General features: G+C 64.3%; 19 protein-coding genes. 9 read left to right on the top strand and 10 right to left on the bottom strand.

Translation table 11 applies throughout. The features are described from left to right. Positions 1-12 precede the first annotated feature (12 nt). The 8 genes from tpx to N5B55_RS13110 all read right to left on the bottom strand — a co-directional run bounded on the left by tpx (position 13) and on the right by N5B55_RS13110 (position 7,087). Positions 13-513, bottom strand: a complete 501-nt coding sequence (tpx, locus tag N5B55_RS13145) for a thiol peroxidase (protein ID WP_027680357.1) — start codon at positions 511-513, stop codon at positions 13-15. A gap of 121 nt (positions 514-634) precedes the next feature. After that, on the bottom strand, positions 635-2,074 hold the full coding sequence (locus tag N5B55_RS13140) for a DUF3426 domain-containing protein (RefSeq protein ID WP_304538399.1): 1,440 nt from the start codon (positions 2,072-2,074) through the stop codon (positions 635-637). Positions 2,075-2,170: 96 nt separating this feature from the next. Next, entirely contained in the window at positions 2,171-3,067 is an 897-nt protein-coding gene (gene prmA, locus N5B55_RS13135; protein ID WP_304538398.1) for a 50S ribosomal protein L11 methyltransferase, read from the bottom strand. After that, positions 3,064-4,431, bottom strand: coding sequence for an acetyl-CoA carboxylase biotin carboxylase subunit (accC, locus tag N5B55_RS13130; protein ID WP_009241553.1), 1,368 nt, complete (start codon positions 4,429-4,431; stop codon positions 3,064-3,066). Before accC ends, prmA begins: the two co-directional genes overlap by 4 nt. Positions 4,432-4,563: 132 nt before the next feature. Beyond that, a complete protein-coding gene (gene accB / locus N5B55_RS13125) occupies positions 4,564-5,031 on the bottom strand; it encodes an acetyl-CoA carboxylase biotin carboxyl carrier protein (protein ID WP_065859727.1) in 468 nt (155 codons plus the stop codon). A gap of 142 nt (positions 5,032-5,173) precedes the next feature. Beyond that, positions 5,174-5,641 (bottom strand): type II 3-dehydroquinate dehydratase, encoded by a 468-nt coding sequence (aroQ, locus tag N5B55_RS13120; RefSeq protein WP_304538397.1) that lies wholly within the window; start codon positions 5,639-5,641, stop codon positions 5,174-5,176. Between the two features lie 182 nt (positions 5,642-5,823). Beyond that, a complete protein-coding gene (locus N5B55_RS13115; protein WP_304538396.1) occupies positions 5,824-6,348 on the bottom strand; it encodes a TlpA family protein disulfide reductase in 525 nt (174 codons plus the stop codon). A gap of 64 nt (positions 6,349-6,412) precedes the next feature. Next, positions 6,413-7,087: a UDP-N-acetylmuramate--alanine ligase gene (locus N5B55_RS13110; protein ID WP_065859724.1), complete on the bottom strand. Its 675-nt coding sequence runs from the start codon at positions 7,085-7,087 to the stop codon at positions 6,413-6,415. Positions 7,088-7,165: 78 nt separating this feature from the next. Between N5B55_RS13110 and mpl the strand changes: the two genes are divergently transcribed. The 7 genes from mpl to mtgA all read left to right on the top strand — a co-directional run bounded on the left by mpl (position 7,166) and on the right by mtgA (position 14,632). Beyond that, positions 7,166-8,551, top strand: a complete 1,386-nt coding sequence (mpl, locus tag N5B55_RS13105) for a UDP-N-acetylmuramate:L-alanyl-gamma-D-glutamyl-meso-diaminopimelate ligase (protein WP_304539794.1) — start codon at positions 7,166-7,168, stop codon at positions 8,549-8,551. 7 nt (positions 8,552-8,558) lie between these two features. Continuing rightward, on the top strand, positions 8,559-9,182 hold the full coding sequence (locus tag N5B55_RS13100; RefSeq protein WP_304538395.1) for a YqiA/YcfP family alpha/beta fold hydrolase: 624 nt from the start codon (positions 8,559-8,561) through the stop codon (positions 9,180-9,182). After that, positions 9,179-9,757 carry a chorismate--pyruvate lyase family protein gene (locus tag N5B55_RS13095; protein WP_304538394.1) on the top strand — a complete coding sequence of 193 codons (579 nt, stop codon included), beginning with the start codon at positions 9,179-9,181 and terminating at the stop codon, positions 9,755-9,757. Before N5B55_RS13100 ends, N5B55_RS13095 begins: the two co-directional genes overlap by 4 nt. Positions 9,758-9,910: 153 nt before the next feature. Further along, complete coding sequence (locus N5B55_RS13090; protein WP_304538393.1) at positions 9,911-12,007, top strand: ribonuclease catalytic domain-containing protein; 2,097 nt, start codon at positions 9,911-9,913, stop codon at positions 12,005-12,007. Positions 12,008-12,059: 52 nt separating this feature from the next. Further along, positions 12,060-12,974: an energy transducer TonB family protein gene (locus tag N5B55_RS13085; protein WP_178961031.1), complete on the top strand. Its 915-nt coding sequence runs from the start codon at positions 12,060-12,062 to the stop codon at positions 12,972-12,974. 11 nt (positions 12,975-12,985) lie between these two features. Then, the gene (gene aroE, locus N5B55_RS13080; protein ID WP_304538392.1) at positions 12,986-13,903 is read left to right on the top strand and encodes a shikimate dehydrogenase; all 918 of its coding nucleotides are present in this window, start codon (positions 12,986-12,988) and stop codon (positions 13,901-13,903) included. A gap of 24 nt (positions 13,904-13,927) precedes the next feature. Next, complete coding sequence (gene mtgA, locus N5B55_RS13075) at positions 13,928-14,632, top strand: monofunctional biosynthetic peptidoglycan transglycosylase (RefSeq protein ID WP_154208761.1); 705 nt, start codon at positions 13,928-13,930, stop codon at positions 14,630-14,632. 12 nt (positions 14,633-14,644) lie between these two features. On the opposite strand, the gene corA is transcribed toward mtgA, so the two are convergent. Further along, positions 14,645-15,607, bottom strand: coding sequence for a magnesium/cobalt transporter CorA (gene corA / locus N5B55_RS13070; protein ID WP_065859717.1), 963 nt, complete (start codon positions 15,605-15,607; stop codon positions 14,645-14,647). Positions 15,608-15,817: 210 nt separating this feature from the next. Here corA and pyrF point away from each other — a divergent pair, with 210 nt between their 5' ends. Together pyrF and N5B55_RS13060 are read left to right on the top strand one after the other, a co-directional pair. Next, positions 15,818-16,633 carry an orotidine-5'-phosphate decarboxylase gene (pyrF, locus tag N5B55_RS13065; RefSeq protein ID WP_009277688.1) on the top strand — a complete coding sequence of 272 codons (816 nt, stop codon included), beginning with the start codon at positions 15,818-15,820 and terminating at the stop codon, positions 16,631-16,633. Positions 16,634-16,673: 40 nt separating this feature from the next. Then, complete coding sequence (locus tag N5B55_RS13060) at positions 16,674-16,892, top strand: metal transporter (protein ID WP_119440509.1); 219 nt, start codon at positions 16,674-16,676, stop codon at positions 16,890-16,892. A gap of 1 nt (position 16,893) precedes the next feature. Here the strand turns inward: N5B55_RS13060 and N5B55_RS13055 are convergent, their stop codons facing one another. Then, the gene (locus N5B55_RS13055) at positions 16,894-17,394 is read right to left on the bottom strand and encodes a CinA family protein (RefSeq protein WP_065859715.1); all 501 of its coding nucleotides are present in this window, start codon (positions 17,392-17,394) and stop codon (positions 16,894-16,896) included. Between the last annotated feature and the right edge of the window lie 32 nt (positions 17,395-17,426).

Here is a 17,426-nt window from a genome sequence, read left to right as displayed (position 1 = left end):
AGTCAGTTCAGCTTACTTCAGCGCAGCCAGGGCGGCGTCGTAGTTCGGCTCGTCCTTGATCTCGGGCACGAGTTGCGAGTACAGGACGGTGTCGTTGGCGTCGAGCACGACCACAGCGCGGGCGGTGACGCCAGCCAGCGGGCCCGACGTGATGTCGACGCCGTAAGCTTGCTTGAAACCCTTGTCGCGGAAGGTCGACAGGGGCTTCACATTCGCGATGCCTTCGGTGGTGCAGAAGCGGCCAGCTGCGAACGGCAGGTCGGCCGAGATGGACAACACGACCGTGTTATCCAGCTTGGCGGCGGCTTCGTTGAACTTGCGCGTAGAGGTGGCGCACACCGGGGTGTCCAGGCTCGGCACGATGTTCAGGACCTTGCGCTTGCCGGCAAAGTCAGCGAGCGAGACGTCCTTCAGGTCTGCGCCGACCAGCGTGAATGCCGGGGCCTTCGAGCCCGCGGTCGGGAATTGGCCGCCGACTTCGATCGGATTGCCGCCAAGGGTCACGTTTGCCATGGTGTTACTCCTTCCTTTGATGCGTGTTGGGGAAAAGCCGCTAACAAGACCGTGCCTGCACCGGGGTCGGCGCGCCACGCCGGCAGGACCTTGTTAGCGGCTCTAGGCCAGGGGTGAAAACTCAGGGGTAAAAAATCAGGACCCGGTAATTGGCCGTCGGGCGCTGGGACTGGAATCGTACCCGAATCGGTAGCTCGGCGCGGGCGGGCAGCCCTGACTTGCTGTATGCACTGTCGCTCGGGTTGAGGTAGTCGCTGGGTAGCAACGCGCGGCGCGAGAGCAACTGGTCTTGCAGGTCGGTCGTCACCAGCTCGATGGCCGGCAGGGCGATGGGGCCACCGGCGCGATTGCGCAACGTAGCCGTGAGCACGTACTGGTCGGAGGCATCGCCCTCTTGCCGCTGCAGTTGCGACGATTCGATCTGCAGTGCATCGAGGTCACGCGGTGGCGCAATCGTGCAATGCAACGCCTGGCACATCGCCTCCAGCATCGGCCGTGTCGAGGGCGCGCGACGGGCGATCTCGGCGCGGGCCAGGAAGAGCAGTTGCAGCACGGCCGCCACCGCGAGCAGGCCGATCACAATGCGCGCCAGTGCGCGGCGTCCGGTTGTTTTGCGCGTGTGCTCGCGGGCTTGCGCGGCACGCAAAAAATCAAGTGTCGCGGCAGAGACACCGTGGTTCGGCCCCCGCACCTTGCGCGGACGCGGTGCGCCGGTCAGCGTGCGCTGCGGCGTCGGGCCCGCCGGCTCGGCTTGCGTGCGTCGTGCGTGGCCTTGGCGGCGCGGCACCGGCGCAAACAGCGTGTGCGGATCGGTTTCGTGGCGCATCCAGACCGAATCGTGCTGTTCCGCCACTGGCTTCAGGGAGGCCACGGCTACCGGTGCAGATGCGGTCGCCACCGGAGCCGCCGGGGGCACGATGGCCGGCTCGACCGGCAGATCTGCCGACGGCTGCTTGGGCACAGCGGCGGCAAACGTGTCTTCCTCGTCTTCGAGGTCGCGGATGGGCGGCAGGCCGTGGAATGGATCGGCGGGCGGAGCGGAGGGTTCCGGCGGTCGTGTCTCCTGCGCTGGTTCAGCGGCTGGCTCGACAGCGGGCTCGATCTGCGCCTCATCGGGGAGTGGACGCGTGTCGGGTGCGGTGGATGGCACGTCCGCTGCCGGCGTGGCGCCTTCAACTTCGCCCAGATGAACTTCGGCGATGCCTTCGTCGGGAACATCTTCTTCCCAGATCAGCGTCATGCCGAAGCCGTGGTCGTCCTCTGGGGCAGACGGCACCGCGGGCGCTTCGGATTCGGAAGCGACCGGCGGCGAGAGTGGCGCTACGCGAGCGGTGGGTTTCGGCGATTGCGGAGGCTGCGGTGCTTCGGCCGCCGGCACCGCAGGCGTGGGTACGGCGCCCAGTTCGATCAGATGATCGCGGCCATCGAAGACGTGATTGCAGCGCCCGCAACGGACGAGTCCGCCGCGCAGCCGCAGCTGATCGGCGACAACGCGGAATGCGGTTTGACAGTTGGGACAGCGGGCGGCCAAACGTGGCGCAGCTTGTGGCGCAGTTGCCATGCGGGACGAGGAGAAAAAAGCCGACCGCGCGAGTATTGCAGACAGAGGCGCCAGCGTCGACCTTTGCAGGGGGCACTGGCGCGCAATGCAATGAAATTACGTCGGCTTCACACCATGCAGGCAGACCCAGCCGTCACGTGCACACCACACGGTAAGCGGAATGGCGGACGCGTACGCAGCGGCAACTTCTTCGGCTTGGCGCTCAAGCACGCCTGACAGAATCAGCCGGCCGCCCGGCCGCACGCGTGCGCACAGCATGGCTGCCATCAACTTGAGCGGGTTCGACAGGATGTTGGCGACGACCAGATCGAACGTGCCTTCCGGAGCATCGTCGGGCAGGGCAAACGTGGCTTCGACGTGGTTGCGCTCGGCGTTGTAGCGCGAGGCTTCGACGGCGTTCGGGTCGATGTCAACACCGACGGTTTCGCCGGCGCCGAGCTTTTTCGCGACGATGGCCAGGATGCCCGAGCCACAGCCGTAGTCGAGCGTGCGCTCGCCGGGTTGCACGTGCTGCTCCAGCCATTCCATGCACAAGCGCGTGGTCGGGTGGCTGCCGGTGCCGAAGGCAAGGCCGGGGTCCAACTCCAGCACCACGGCGTCGGGCTCTGGTGCGTCATGCCACGAGGGCACGACCCAGATGTGCTCGCCGATGTGGATGGGCTCGAACTGCGATTGCGTGACGCGCACCCAGTCCTGCTCTTCGACTTCGCGCACGGTGTACGCAGGCAGCGGCGCCAGGTTGATCTCGTTGGCTGCGGCGGCCACCAGCAATGCCGGATCGGCATCCTCTGCGAGCAGGGCAACCACGCGCGAGCGGTTCCAAGCCAGGCGTGTCGGTTCGTGGCCGGGCTCGCCAAAAAGCGGCTGCTCTTCGGGCGTGTCGGCATCGGCGTCTTCCACCGAGACCGACAGCGCGCCAAGATCAAACAGTGCTTCGGACAACGCTTCGGCGTCGTCACGCGCCACTTCGAGCACGCATTCCCGGTACGTCACTTGCCGCCACCCTTGGCCACTTCCTGTTGCGCCAAACGGTGCTCCAGGTAGTGGATGTCGGTGCCGCCTTCAACGAAGTTGGCGTCGAGCATCAGATCGCGGTGCAGCGGCACGTTGGTCTGGATGCCTTCCACCACCATTTCCGACAGGGCGATGCGCATGCGGGCGATGGCCTGCTCGCGTGTCGCGCCGTACGTGATGACCTTGCCGATCATCGAGTCGTAATTGGGCGGCACGAAGTAGCCGTTGTAGGCATGCGAATCCACGCGGACGCCCGGGCCCCCCGGCACATGCCACGACGTGATGCGGCCCGGCGACGGCGTGAACTTGAACGGATCTTCCGCGTTGATGCGGCACTCGATGGCGTGGCCCTTGAGCGTGATGTCCTTCTGGCGGAAGCGCAGCTTTTCGCCGGCCGCCACGCGGATCTGCTCCTGCACGATGTCAACGCCCGTGATCATTTCCGTGACCGGATGCTCGACCTGCACGCGCGTGTTCATTTCGATGAAGTAGAACTCGCCGTTCTCATACAGGAACTCGAACGTGCCGGCGCCGCGATAGCCGATCTTCTTGCAGGCCTCGGCGCAGCGGTCGCCAATGCGTTCGATCAGGCGACGCGGAATGTGCGGTGCCGGCGCTTCCTCGATCACCTTCTGGTGGCGGCGCTGCATGGAGCAATCGCGCTCGCCCAGCCAGACAGCGTTGCGGTGCTGGTCCGCCAGGACCTGGATTTCCACGTGGCGCGGATGCTCCAGGAACTTCTCCATATAGACTTCCGGATTGCCGAAGGCGCGGCCGGCTTCCTCGCGCGTCATGTTGACGGCGTTGATCAGCGCAGCCTCGGTGTGCACCACGCGCATGCCACGGCCACCGCCGCCGCCGGCTGCCTTGATGATCACCGGATAGCCGACCTTCTTGGCCGTTGCCAGAATTTCCTTCGGGTCTTCTGGCAGGGCGCCTTCCGAGCCCGGCACGCACGGTACGCCGGACTTGATCATCGCCTGCTTGGCCGAAACCTTGTCGCCCATCAGGCGAATCGATTCGGGCGTCGGGCCGATGAAAGTGAAGCCGGATTGCTCCACGCGCTCGGCAAAGTCGGCGTTTTCCGACAGGAAGCCGTAGCCCGGGTGGATGGCTTGCGCATCGGTCACCTCGGCGGCCGAGATGATCGCCGGCATGTTCAGGTACGACAGCGGCGACGGTGCCGGGCCGATACACACGGCTTCGTCGGCCAGCTTGACGTATTTGGCTTCCTTGTCCGCCTCGGAATAGACCACCACGGTCTTGATGCCGAGTTCGCGGCAGGCGCGCTGGATGCGAAGAGCGATCTCGCCGCGATTCGCGATCAGGATCTTGTCGAACATCGTGTTCTCGCTACAAAAAGGAGAGGCGAGGGCGCTGTGGCCGGGCCGCGCTCAGTGGCAGCCCTTGTGCGCCGGCTCGCGCTCGGATGCGGCACGCTGCGCGCCGCACGGTGAGGGTGGGATGCCGGAGGATCAGCCGATGACGAACAGCGGTTGGCCGTATTCCACAGCCTGACCGTTCTCGATCAGGATTTCCTTGATGACGCCGGCCTTGTCCGCTTCGATCTCGTTGAGCAGCTTCATCGCTTCGATGATGCAGATGGTCTGCCCTTCCTTGACGGTGTCGCCCACCTTGACGAACTCGGCTGCGCCCGGCGACGGCGAGCGGTAGAACGTGCCGACCATCGGTGACGTCACGATGTGTCCAGCCGGCAGGGCCGGGGCGGCAGCCTCGGCGCCGACGGCTGCCGGCGCCGCTGCGGCGGGTGCTCCCATAGCCGGTGCAGCCTGCATCGGCATCGGCGCATATTGCATCGGGGCCACCACTTGCGGTGCCGACTTGACGATGCGTACCTTGCCTTCACCCTCGGTCACTTCGAGTTCCGAAATGCCCGATTCGGCCACCAGGTCGATCAGCGTTTTCAGCTTGCGCAAATCCATGAACGTTCTCCTGCAGCGTCGGCGATCTGGGGCGGTGGATGCGTGCGAATGGCTCTTCAGCCGCGCATCGGTCAAAGGCGCTCCAGGCGCTGGCGTCGTTGCGTTGGTTAAGTGGTTGAAATAAAAGGAAGAAGACGGCCGGTTAGCCGCCGTGTCGATCGATTGCGAAGTCCAGCGCCGCCAGATAGCCGCGCCAGCCCAGCCCGCAAATGACCCCCACGGCCTGGTCCGCCAAGTACGAATGGTGGCGGAACGGCTCACGACGGTGGACGTTGGACAGATGGACTTCGATATACGGAATCACCACGCCGGCCAGCGCATCGCGTAGCGCCACACTTGTGTGCGTGTAGGCGGCCGGATTGATGATGATGAATTCAACGCCTTCGCTCTTGGCGGCGTGGATGCGATCCACCAACGCACCTTCGTGGTTCGACTGGAAGTGCGCCAGCGTCACGCCGCGTGCCGCGGCGCGTTCGGCCAAGGCGGCATTGATGTCGGCGAGGGTGGTTGCACCATAGACTTCCGGCTCGCGCGTTCCCAGCAAATTGAGATTCGGGCCGTGCAGCACGAGCACGTTGCGAAGCGCTTTGGCGATGGATTGATCAGCCACGGTTGGACCGGTTGAGCGAAGTTGGGCGCAATTTACAGCAACTTAGAATGCTTTGTCTAGTTTTTGCTGAAAAACTCACAACAAATCGGTGTTTTCCCCGATCTTGCGCGCGCTGTCGGCGCTTTTGCCGAAGAAGAAGGGGAGTTGCGTGCACATGAACGTCATATGACGCTTTTCCACATTCACGTGCGCTGCAGCGCTTCCCGTATTTCGTCCGCATGCACACGGCCCATCTTCCGGAACGTGATTTCTCCATGTGAATTGAGAATCACAGTAAACGGAAGGCCGCCGACTTCGTTGCCGAACTGACGACCCAACTCGGTCCCGCCAAAGCCCGCCACGGCAATCGGATATGTGACGTGCACCTTGCCCAGGAACGTCTGGATATTGGACGCAGAGTCGATGCCGATGCCGACAAACTTTGCGTTGGCCTTCTCTTCTTGCGCCAGCGCAGACAGTTCTGGCATTTCCTCGACGCAAGGACCGCACCACGGTGCCCAAAAATTGATCACCACGGGCTGCCCCCGAAAAGCGGTCAGATCAAGGGGCACCCCATTGGGGTCGGGCAGCTTGCTTCCGTAAAACGCCGCCACGGCGCTGTCAGCTGGGGTTTTGGGCTCGGTGGCGCGATGTCCGAAATAGACGCCCGCCGCCGCGGCGACCAGGGCGGCGATCAATAGGGCAATCAGTGGGGTGCGGCGCGACATGGTTTGCGGGGTCTCTATATATAGAGCGTGGCGAGGCGTGCCGGATTGTACTCCTGTCGGCGGATCACCCCTGCGACAGGAGGGCACGCACGGCCGCAGCGTCGCCCCGCTGGGTCTTGCCGGTGGCGTCAGCGCGCCGCGCACCGCGCACATCGTTCATGTCATACAGGGCGATATGGACGCCGACCGGCGTGCCTGTTTCGGCGCGCAGCTCGCGCGCCAGTTCGCGGGAATCGGCTCCTGCGGGCCATTGGCCGCGCCATAGGAAGCTGAGCGTTTCCACCTCATCGCGGCCGGCAAAGTGGGCGCTTTCCGTGGTGTCGAACTCCACGCCGGCGTTGAGCAGGAAGATTGCCACGTCCTTCGGGCTGTCGCAGAAGACCTGCAGGTGGATGTCAGAGTGCTCGCTTGCGGTCCCATTGAAGACGGCACCGGCCAGGTACGGGTTGTGGACAGCCAGCCCGTCCATGAGCAGCAGCGCTATGCGACGCAGCAATGCCAGTACGCGCGGCTGAGATTCGGCCTGGAACAGTGCCTGGTATTCGCGGACTTCCGTTTCGACCTGTTCGTTGTCCGGCAACCATTCGCCGGGCGCGCGGGATTCCGTCCCAAGCACTTGGCGGGCAGCCTTGCGCTTGGCGGTGGCGTAGTCGGCGCCGTCTTCCGCGATCATGCGGGCGGCGGTGACAGCAATTTCCTCCCGCACGCGGGCAGGATCGAGGGCGGAGCGTTTTGACATGGCTCTATTTTACTGAAGCGCGCGGGCCTGCCTGTAGCCGCAGGTACAATGCGGCGCAACGAAGTTGAGATGGCTCCCATGCATATCCACATCCTTGGAATCTGCGGCACCTTCATGGGCGGCATCGCCCTGATTGCCCGCCAGGCTGGCCACCGCGTCACCGGCTGCGACGCCAATGTCTACCCACCGATGAGCACCCAGCTCGAAGCGCAAGGCATCCAGCTGATCGAAGGCTTTGACCCCGAACAGCTGTCCATCGGCGCCGATCTCTATGTGATCGGCAACGTGATCTCCCGCGGCAATCCGCTGATGGAAGCCATCCTGGATCGAAATCTGCCCTACATTTCCGGCCCGCAATGGTTGGGTGACAACGTACTTCGCCAGAAATGGGTGCTTGCCGTGGCAGGCACGCACGGCAAGACGACCACCACGTCGATGCTCGCCTGGATTCTCCAGGACGCTGGCTACAACCCTGGCTTCCTGGTGGGCGGTGTACCGCGCAACTTCGGGCTGTCGGCGCGGCTGACCGAATCCGATTTCTTCGTCATTGAGGCCGACGAGTACGACACGGCCTTTTTTGATAAACGCAGCAAGTTCGTTCACTACCGTCCCCGTACGGCCATATTGAACAACCTGGAATTCGATCATGCCGATATCTTTCCCGATCTTGCGGCGATCGAAACGCAATTTCACCACCTCGTGCGCACGGTGCCCGGTCAAGGCCGCCTACTCGTCAATGGACGCGAAGACAGCTTGAAGCGTGTACTTGAGCGCGGATGCTGGTCGGAAGTCGAGCGATTCGGCGCCGAAGGTGGCCTCGGCTGGAAAATTGCAAACCTCGGTGGTGACGATAGCTTCGACGTGGTGTTCAACGGACAACCGCTAGGCCGTGTCCGCTGGGCGCTTCAAGGGGACCACAATCGCATGAATGCGGTGGCGGCCATCGCCGCCGCACGGCATGTCGGTGTGCCACCCGCTCAAGCCATTGAAAGCCTGGCCCGTTTCGAGAATGTGAAACGCCGCATGGAGGTACGCGGCACCGTCAACGATGTAACGGTCTACGATGATTTTGCCCATCACCCCACGGCCATTCGCACGACCATCGAAGGCCTGCGCCGCCGCGTTGGCGAAGGACGCATTCTGGCTGTGCTGGAGCCGCGATCCAACACCATGAAACTGGGTGTGATGAAGCAGGCGCTTCCGGACAGCCTCTCCGGAGCGGACCAAATCTTTGCTTACGGCGCCGCCAATGGGCGCGACGCGATCGGGTGGGATCTGGCGGGCGCGCTGGCGCCTCTCGGCCAGTGCGCGAAAGCATTCTCTGACTTGAACGCGCTAGTTGACGCCGTAACGGCTGCCGCCCGCCCAGGCGACCATGTGCTTGTCATGAGCAACGGCGGCTTCGGCGGTGTACATCAAAAGCTGCTCGACGCCCTGGCGCAACACGTGGGCTCCGCGAACTGATCCGGATATGCCGGCATCCATCGTCTATTTGCACGGATTCCGCTCGTCGCCGCGCTCGTTCAAAGCTCAGTTGATCGGCCAGCGCATGGCTTCCGTGGGACTGCCGGACAAGTACGTTTGCCCCGCGCTGCCCGTCTCGCCGCGGGAAGCCGTGGACGATACGGAGGCGGTGATCGCGGAGTTGAGTACGCGTGACGGCATCAAACCGGTACTGATCGGCTCCTCGTTGGGAGGCTTTTACGCGATCTGGCTGGCAGAGCGCCATGGACTGCGCGCGGCCATGCTGAATCCGGCCACGCGCCCCGAGCGGGATCTCGCCAAATATGTAGGAGAACAGCCGTTGTGGCATGGTGGCGGCACGATCCGCGTGGAGCGGCATCATCTGGATGAGCTGCGCGCGCTGGCCGTGCCCGCCATCACGCAGTCGGAGCGCTATTACCTGCTTGCCGCGACCGGCGATGAAGTGCTGGACTACCGCGAAATGCTCGGCCACTTTCCTGGCGCGGTCACCCGCATCATTGAAGGTGGCGACCACGGCATCAGTGATTTTGCGCAGTACATGGATGAAGTGCTCATTTTCTGTGGTGTTCCCGCCGATCTGTTGGCTGCGCATCCGTTTAGCGCCGCATGACCGAATCTCCGTCTTACCCGCGCAGCCTGTGGCGCAGCGCGCTGCCGCCTTGTGTCGTCTATGACCGGCACTGGGCGCGCTGGGCGGTGGGCGCGGATTCGCTGACCGCGCGGCTTCGCGCGGCATCTTCCCGCTTTCGGGTGCAATTGCTGGGCCAACAGCGCGCCATGCCGTTGCGCGATGAGTGGCGTTGTCTCGGCATGCCCGGGCCTGCCGAGACGCTGGTTCGCGAGGTTTTGCTGATCTGCGACGATACTCCAGTGGTTTATGCCCACACGATTGTGCATCCGCGCAGTGTGGCGCTGGACTGGCCGTTCCTGAAAGCGCTGGGGGCGCAGCCGTTGGGGCACTCGCTGTTTGCCGATCCACGTGTACAGCGAGGGGATTTCGAATTCGCTCTGCTGGACGCGCGCCACCCGCTGGTCCGCCGGGCACACGACGCGCTGGGCGATGCGCCGGTTGCCGGCACGGCCCGATTGCCGGCCCGCCGATCGGTGTTCCGGCGCGGCGCGAGCGCGATGCTGGTGACAGAGGTTTTCCTGCCGGCGCTGGCTGGTTTTCACCCGCCGCGGTAAGCGTATTTGGCGGTCCGAGCGCCCGGCCAGTGCGGTATCATCGCCCCCAACTTTTTATCGCCGCGCCTGGCGTGATGTCGTCAGGATGGGCGGCCATTCCACTTCATTCAAAGCGGTGCTCGCACGGGCGAGTGCTGCAATCCAGACAATTCCATGCAGTTGCTGTTCGAAGAAGGCGGCGAGATCCGCGCGGGCACCGTCTTGTCCCAACAGGGCGAGGCCTATCAGGTCGAGTTGCCGAGCGCCAAGCGCACCAAGGTCAAGTCGCGCGACGTGTTGCTGCAATTCGCGCAGCCGTCTGCCGGCGAGTTGTCGCAGGCAGCCCAGGCGCTGTCGGCGGAGATCGACCTCGATTTTCTGTGGGAATGCGCTTCGGCCGAAGAATTCGGCTTTACCGATCTGGCCGGCGAATACTTTGGCGCCGGCGCCAATGCCACGCAGCAGGCCGCGCTGGCCATCGCGCTGCATGGCTCGCCGATCTACTTCCGCCGCAAGGGCCGCGGCCGCTATCAGCGCGCGCCCGAAGACCAGCTGAAGGCCGCGCTTGCAGGTTTGGAGCGCAAGAAGCAGCAAGCCGCCCTGCAGGCCGAATACGAAGCCGAGCTGAAGGCGATGCGCCTGCCCGAGGCCTTCCGCGGCAAGACGCTGCAGCTGCTGTTCAAGCCGGACAAGAACAGTCTCGAATACAAGGCGCTCGACGCGGCGTGCACCGCGCTGGGCCTGTCGCCGATGCGCCTGATGGTGGCGGTCGGCGGCATCGCCAACGCCCGCGCGCTGCACGAGGCCCGCTTCCTCTCGGAATGTTTCCCGAAGGGCACCGGTTTTCCCGAAGTGACCGTGCCGGAACCGGCAATGGAACTGCCGGCCGCAGACGTGCGTGCCTTCTCGATCGACGACGTGACCACCACGGAAATCGACGACGCCATCTCTGTCACGCCCATTGATGACGCCACCGTGCGCATCGGCATCCATATTGCCGCGCCGGGCTTCGGTATCCAGCGCGGCGAACCGCTGGACGTGATTGCGCGCCAGCGTTTGTCGACCGTGTATTTCCCCGGCGACAAGATCACGATGTTGCCGGAGTCGGTGGTGGATCGCTACACGCTGCAGGAAGGGCGCGCGTGCCCAGCGCTGTCGCTGTATGTGACGGTCGACCGTGCAACGTGGGCGGTCACCGCGAGCGAGACGCGCTGCGAAACCGTGACCGTGGCGGCCAACCTGCGCCACAACCTGCTCGACGACGTGATCACCGCCGACGCGCTCGCCGATGGCTCGGGCGACTACCCGTTCAAGGCCGAACTGGCGGTGCTGTGGCCATTTGTGTGCGCGTTGTACGACGGCCGCCAGCAGGCCCGCATCGCCAGCGGCCTCAAGCCGGAGGGCGCGCAGAAGGGCGATTATTCGTTCTACATCGATCCCATTCCCGAGGCGGAAGGCGGTGGCGAGCGTGTGCGGATCGAACAGCGCAAGCGCGGCTCGCCGCTGGACAAGATCGTCGCCGAGCTGATGATCCTGGCCAACAGCACGTGGGGTCGCATGCTGGCCGACGCGGGGGTGCCCGGCATCTATCGCACGCAGAAAGCGTGGGGTATGCACCGCACGCGCATGCAGACGTATCCGGCGCCGCATGAAGGTCTGGGCGTGGCGCAGTATGCGTGGAGCACCTCGCCGCTGCGCCGCTATGTCGATCTGGTCAATCAATGGCAGATCGCAGCGGTGGCGCAGCATGGCGTGACGGCCAAGCTGATCGCGCCGTTCAAGCCGAAAGATGCCGACCTTCTGGCTGCCGTGGCCGACTTCGAAGCCACTTACGCTGCCTATGCCGACCACCAGTCGACCATGGAGCGCTACTGGTGCCTGCGCTGGCTCAAGCAGGAAAACCGCACGCGCATGCAGGCCGTGGTGCTCAAGGAAGGCGCCGTGCGCTTCGCCGACATTCCGCTGGTGACGAAGGTGCCGGAACTGGCGCAAACGCCACGCGGCACGCACGTCGTGCTCGATATCCTGGACACCGACGAGATCAGCCTTGAAGTGTCATGCCGCGTGGTCGAGATCCTCGCCCCCGCCGCGGACGCGCAATCGGAAGCCGAAGCCATCGAAGAAGAACTGGCCGAGGCAGAGAGCGAAGCCGATGTGCCGGCTGAACCACAACCGGCCGCCGATGGGGAAGAGGCACGCGCTGAAGCCGACGCCGCTGTGGCGCCGCCGCCGCAGGACGGCGAGACCGGTGGAACGCCCACCGCTGCCTAACTACAATCGCAGTCTGACCTTCACGCTTCGCGCATCGACCAGGAATCGCCCCATGGCCGCCCTCGCAAACCGTCCGGACTGGTCCGGCAGCAGCACGCTTACCAAGGCTCTGGTGGTGTCGTTGGCCGTGCATGTCTTGCTGCTGTTCGTGCGCGTGGTGGCCCCCGAGGCGTTCGATATCAAGCGCGAAGATCCGGGCCTCGATGTGGTGCTCGTCAACGCCAAGTCGTCGACGGCGCCGTCCAAGGCGACTGCCGTGGCGCAGGTCAACCTGAACGGCGGCGGCGAATACGACCAGCAGCGCGCCACCACGCCGCTGCCCGCCGACACCAACGAGCAGACCGGCGATGCCATCAAGCTCACGCAGCGCCGTGTCGAATATCTTGAGCAGGAGCAGCGTCGCCTGCTCACGCAATCGACCGAGCGTGCACCGCTGGTCAACGATCGGCAGGTCAAGCCGGGCGAGCGTCCGCAGCCATCGCCCAACAACGGCACCGACGACCGCACCACGCAGGATGAAATTGCGCGCCTGCAAGCCGAAATCGACCGCAACCTCGAGAACTACGCCAAGCGCCCGCGTCGCAATGTGCTGACAGCCGCGAGTGCCCGCCAGGTGGATTACGCCCGTTACTACGATGCCGTGCGCCGCAAGATCGAAGCGCGCGGCACCGCAAACTTTCCCAGCCAGAACGGCCGCCCGCTTTACGGCGAGCTGATCGTCGTGATCAGTATCAACCGCGATGGTCAGCTCGGCTACAACCAGGACGGCTACAAGATCGAAGGCATCGAGATCGCAAAAAGCTCGGGCAACCCCGCGCTGGATCGCCAGGCCGTTGCCATCGTGCGTTCGTCTTCACCATTTGGTGGCTTCCCGGCCGAGATGCGCAAGCGCGTGGACATCCAGGATGTCGTTGCCACGTTCAAGTTCACCCGCGCAGGTCTGGAAACCCACCTGCAGACCCGCTGATTTCGTCGCCCATGCCGTCGTCGTTTCAAGAGGCCATCCTCGCAGCCGCGAGCGCGCCACGCACAGATCGCTATGGCGTGATTGGCAACCCGATCGCGCACAGCAAGTCGCCCACCATCCATGCCGCATTTGCGCAGCAGACGGGGCAGCTCATCCGCTACGACCGCATCTACGCCGAGTTGATCGCGTTTGATGAAACCGTGATGACGTTCGTGCGCGAAGGCGGGCGGGGGCTCAACGTCACCGTGCCGTTCAAGCTCGATGCGTATGCCATGTCGACGTCGCTGTCGCTGCGGGCGGAATCGGCCGGTGCGGTCAACACGCTGAAGTTCGACGGCGAAGAAATTTTTGGCGACAACACCGACGGCGTTGGCCTGATGCGCGACATCACCCACAACATCGGCAATGCGCTGGAGGGCGAACGCGTGCTGCTGCTGGGCGCAGGCGGCGCAGCGCGTGGCGTGCTGCTGCCACTGCTGGAGCACAAGCCTGCGCGCGTGTTCCTGGCCAACCGCACAGCGGATCGCGCCAACAAGCTGGTCGATCGCTTCGAAGTTTCGGCCAAGCTGCACGAGGTCGAACTCGTGGGCGGCGGCTATGACGAACTGGCCGCGGACGACGTTTTCGACGTCATCATCAACGCCACGGCGAGCAGCCTGCAGGCCGAAGTGCCGCCCATCCCGACCACCGTGTTCGGCCCCAACGCGCTGGCCTACGACATGATGTACGGCCAGCGGCCGACGGTGTTCATGGAGTTTGCCCGGCGCAACGGCGCGCGCGCATGGGATGGCCTGGGCATGCTGGTGGAGCAGGCCGCGGAATCGTTCTTCGTCTGGCGCGACGTGCGCCCGGACACCGCCCCGGTACTGCTCGCCATGCGCGAGGCGCTGCAGGGCGAAGCCGCGGTTGCGGCGCGCGCGCCTCGCTGAACCTGGAGCGAAGGAAGCCCTGCAATGACGCGTTGGTTCGGCTACGTGATCGGTTGCTTCGTCGCGGGCGTGATCGCGCTCAACTTGTATTTCTTTGCTGCCATCGCGAGCTGGCAGGTGTTCGATCCGTCGTCGACCAGCTTCATGCGCGCCGAGCGCATGCGCCTGTGCGGCGCCAATGTCTTCACCTGCAAGGTGGATCACCGCTGGGTCAATTACGACCAGATCTCGCGCAACCTCAAGCGTGCGGTCATCGCCAGTGAAGACGCAGATTTCGTCTCGCACAGCGGCTGGGAAGTAGACGCCATGCTCGACGCGTGGGAGAAGAACAAGCGACGCGGCCACGTGGTCGCGGGCGGCTCGACCATCACGCAGCAACTCGCCAAAAACCTGTTCCTCTCGGGTGAGCGCCACTACGTGCGCAAGGGCGAAGAACTCGTCATCACGTGGATGCTTGAGTTCTGGCTCGACAAGGAGCGCATTCTCGAGATCTATCTGAACTCGGTGGAGTGGGGCGAGGGTGTGTTTGGTGCGGAAGCGGCGGCGCAGCATTACTTCAAACGCCCGGCCTCGCAACTTACGGTCGGTCAGGCAGCGCGACTGGCGGCGGCGCTACCCGCGCCGAAGTGCTTCGACAAGAAGAGCTATTGCGCCAACGTGCACGTCAACTTCACGCGCAAGGCCACGGTGATCGCCAACCGCATGGGCTCGGCCACGCTGCCGGATTGAACTCGCGGCGAGCTACTTCAGCCAGCCCTTGCGGCGGAAGTACACCAGCGGAATCGCCGCCGACACCACCATCATCACGATCGCGTACGGATAGCCTTCAGCCCAGTCCAGCTCCGGCATCACCTTGAAGTTCATGCCGTAGATCGAGGCGATCAGCGTGGGCGGCATCAGCGCCACCGACACAACCGAGAACAGCTTGATGATCTTGTTTTGGTTGATGTTGATGAAGCCGACTGTGGCATCCATCAGGAAGTTGACCTTGTCCGACAGGAACGCCGTGTGGTTCTCGATGGAATCGATGTCGCGCAGCACCTGGCGCGCTTCGTCTTGTTGGTCCGCCGAGAGCAACTGGCTGCGCAGCAGGAACGACACGGCGCGGCGCGTATCCATCACGTTGCGGCGGATCCGGCCGTTCAAGTCTTCCACGCGGGCGATGATTTCCAGCACATCGGCGGCGGCTGCGTCGGTCACCTCATCCGCCAGCACACGTTTGCTGGCATCTTCGAGGCGTTCGTAGACTTCTTCGATGGAGTCGGCCGAGTATTCCGCGTCGGTGGCGTACAGATCCATCAGCACATCCTTGGCGTTGCGTACCGAGCCGGGGCGAAGCCGCGCACGCATGCGCACCAGCCGGAATGCCGGCAAGTCTTCGTCGTGGATGGAGAAGAGCACATCCTTGGTCAGCACGAACGCCACGCGCACGTTGCGCGAAGTGGTTTCTTCGTCGAGCAGGAAATCCGTGCGGATGTGGATGTGGCCGTCTTCACCTTCGAAGTAGCGGGCCGAGGCTTCCAGGTCCCCCAGTTGCTCCAGCTCGGGCAGGACCACGCCATAGGTTTCCTTGATCCACGCCAGCTCTTCGTCGTCGGGGTCGATCACGTCGATCCAGATCGGCTTGTGCTGCAGCAGCTCGTTGCGTTCTTCGACCTGTTCCTGCGCGAGACGACCTTTTTGCACGACGAACAGGTTGATCATGGGGCGTTTCCTTGAAGCAGGCGTTGAACGGGCGGCGAAAAATCGCGCCGAGTGTAGCGTAAAGAGGCGATGGGTTCAGCCACAAACGGTGGCTTGGCGAGCACGCGTGGGGTCGATGCCACGTCCGGAAGATCCCGCCACCGGGCCGCCCGACGGGTAAAATGAAGGCAAGTCATGCGGCCGTCCGGCCGCCCTCACATTCCCGACACCATGCGATTTACCGAACAACTCGCTGCCGCCTGGCAACGCAACAATTCCTTGCTGTGCGTTGGCCTCGATCCTGACCCCGCGCGCTTGCCGGCATCGCTGACCGGCACGGGCGGGGCGATCTTTTCGTTCTGCCGCGCGATTGTGGACGCGACCGCCGATCTGGTCTGCGCTTTCAAACCGCAGATCGCCTACTTCGCCTCGCAGCGCGCCGAAGACCAGCTCGAGCAGCTGATCAATTACATCCACGAGGCGTATCCGGGCATCCCCGTCATTCTTGATGCCAAGCGCGGCGATATCGGCTCGACTGCCGAGCACTACGCCAAGGAAGCCTTCGAGCGCTATCAGGCCGACGCCATCACCGTCAGCCCGTACATGGGTTTCGACTCGATGCAGCCGTATCTGGCGCATGCCGACAAGGGCGTGATCGTGCTGTGCCGCACCTCCAACGCCGGCGGCAGCGACGTGCAGTTTCTGGAAACCGACGGCCGCCCGGTCTATCAGGTCGTGGCTGAACGCGCGCGCGATGTGTGGAATACCAGCGGCCAGATGGGCCTGGTGGTGGGCGCAACCTTCCCGGAAGAAATTGCCAAGGTGCGTGAAATTGTCGGCGACATGCCGTTGCTGATTCCGGGCGTGGGCGCCCAGGGCGGCGACATCGAAGCCACGGTGCGCGCTGGCCGCACGGCCGATGGCACGGGCATGATGATCAACTCGTCCCGGGCCATTCTTTACGCCAGCACCGACAGCGATTTCGCCGATGCCGCCCGCCGCGTGGCGGAGGCCACACGCAATCAGATCAACCAGTTCCGCACCTGATCGGCACTGTCGGTCCGGTTGCGGCGAGAGCGAGGACGCCATGACCACGCATCCGCACGGCCCCGTTGCCGGTACGCACCGGGAAGAGACTGGCAAGGACCCGGACCGCAAGGTCGAGAAAGAGCGCGACGACACCCACCAGCACGAGACGACGCGCCGCGATCACGATCGCGACCGTCGGCACGAGCACGACCACGAGCACCAGCCGGAACACGATCACGGAGATCGTCGCCGGCCCGACCATCCCAGCGAGATCTAGATCAGGACTCCGCCGAGTCGAGGAAGTCGAGCAGGCCGCGCAGCGCGTGCTCCGCTGCCTGCAGGCGAACCTGCTTGCGGTCACCCTTGAAGTGGCGCGTTTCCACGCGCGTCTGCAGCCGGTTGCTCCAGCCGAAGCAGACCATGCCGACGGGCTTGTCAGGCGTGCCGCCGGTCGGGCCCGCTACGCCGGTAATCGCCACCGCCACCTGCGCGCGGCTGTTGAGCACGGCGCCCTCGGCCATGGCATGCGCCACCGGCTCGCTCACGGCGCCATGTTCGCGGATCAGCGCTGCCGGCACGCCCAACATCTGCGATTTCGCTTCGTTGGAGTAGACGACGAAGCCGCGCTCGAACCACGCGGACGAGCCTGATACATCGGTGATGGCGGCAGACACCAGGCCGCCTGTGCACGACTCGGCGGACGCCATCATCAGGCTGCGCTTGTTCAACGTGTCAGCCACCAGTTCGGCCAGTTGGGCCAGCGCGCGGGATTCAGCCATTGCAGTACCTTCCAAGCTTCTGACGTCAGACG

This window comes from Ralstonia pickettii, assembly GCF_030582395.1.
Lineage (GTDB): Bacteria > Pseudomonadota > Gammaproteobacteria > Burkholderiales > Burkholderiaceae > Ralstonia > Ralstonia pickettii_D.
The sequence above is the reverse complement of the archived record's forward strand: the minus strand, read 5'-3'. Positions and strand labels throughout refer to the sequence as shown.

Bases quoted from the DNA above. Each gene is read 5' to 3' on its own strand.
- N5B55_RS13110 (WP_065859724.1), bottom strand. From the start codon at position 7,087: ATGTCAAAACGCTCCGCCCTCGATCCTGCCCGCGTGCGGGAGGAAATT.
- aroE (WP_304538392.1), top strand. From the start codon at position 12,986: ATGCCGTCGTCGTTTCAAGAGGCCATCCTCGCAGCCGCGAGCGCGCCA.
- mtgA (WP_154208761.1), top strand. From the start codon at position 13,928: ATGACGCGTTGGTTCGGCTACGTGATCGGTTGCTTCGTCGCGGGCGTG.
- N5B55_RS13115 (WP_304538396.1), bottom strand. From the start codon at position 6,348: ATGTCGCGCCGCACCCCACTGATTGCCCTATTGATCGCCGCCCTGGTC.
- pyrF (WP_009277688.1), top strand. From the start codon at position 15,818: ATGCGATTTACCGAACAACTCGCTGCCGCCTGGCAACGCAACAATTCC.
- corA (WP_065859717.1), bottom strand. From the start codon at position 15,607: ATGATCAACCTGTTCGTCGTGCAAAAAGGTCGTCTCGCGCAGGAACAG.
- N5B55_RS13060 (WP_119440509.1), top strand. From the start codon at position 16,674: ATGACCACGCATCCGCACGGCCCCGTTGCCGGTACGCACCGGGAAGAG.
- tpx (WP_027680357.1), bottom strand. From the start codon at position 513: ATGGCAAACGTGACCCTTGGCGGCAATCCGATCGAAGTCGGCGGCCAA.
- N5B55_RS13095 (WP_304538394.1), top strand. From the start codon at position 9,179: ATGACCGAATCTCCGTCTTACCCGCGCAGCCTGTGGCGCAGCGCGCTG.
- N5B55_RS13085 (WP_178961031.1), top strand. From the start codon at position 12,060: ATGGCCGCCCTCGCAAACCGTCCGGACTGGTCCGGCAGCAGCACGCTT.
- accB (WP_065859727.1), bottom strand. From the start codon at position 5,031: ATGGATTTGCGCAAGCTGAAAACGCTGATCGACCTGGTGGCCGAATCG.
- N5B55_RS13090 (WP_304538393.1), top strand. From the start codon at position 9,911: ATGCAGTTGCTGTTCGAAGAAGGCGGCGAGATCCGCGCGGGCACCGTC.
- mpl (WP_304539794.1), top strand. From the start codon at position 7,166: ATGCATATCCACATCCTTGGAATCTGCGGCACCTTCATGGGCGGCATC.
- N5B55_RS13055 (WP_065859715.1), bottom strand. From the start codon at position 17,394: ATGGCTGAATCCCGCGCGCTGGCCCAACTGGCCGAACTGGTGGCTGAC.
- N5B55_RS13140 (WP_304538399.1), bottom strand. From the start codon at position 2,074: ATGGCAACTGCGCCACAAGCTGCGCCACGTTTGGCCGCCCGCTGTCCC.
- accC (WP_009241553.1), bottom strand. From the start codon at position 4,431: ATGTTCGACAAGATCCTGATCGCGAATCGCGGCGAGATCGCTCTTCGC.
- N5B55_RS13100 (WP_304538395.1), top strand. From the start codon at position 8,559: ATGCCGGCATCCATCGTCTATTTGCACGGATTCCGCTCGTCGCCGCGC.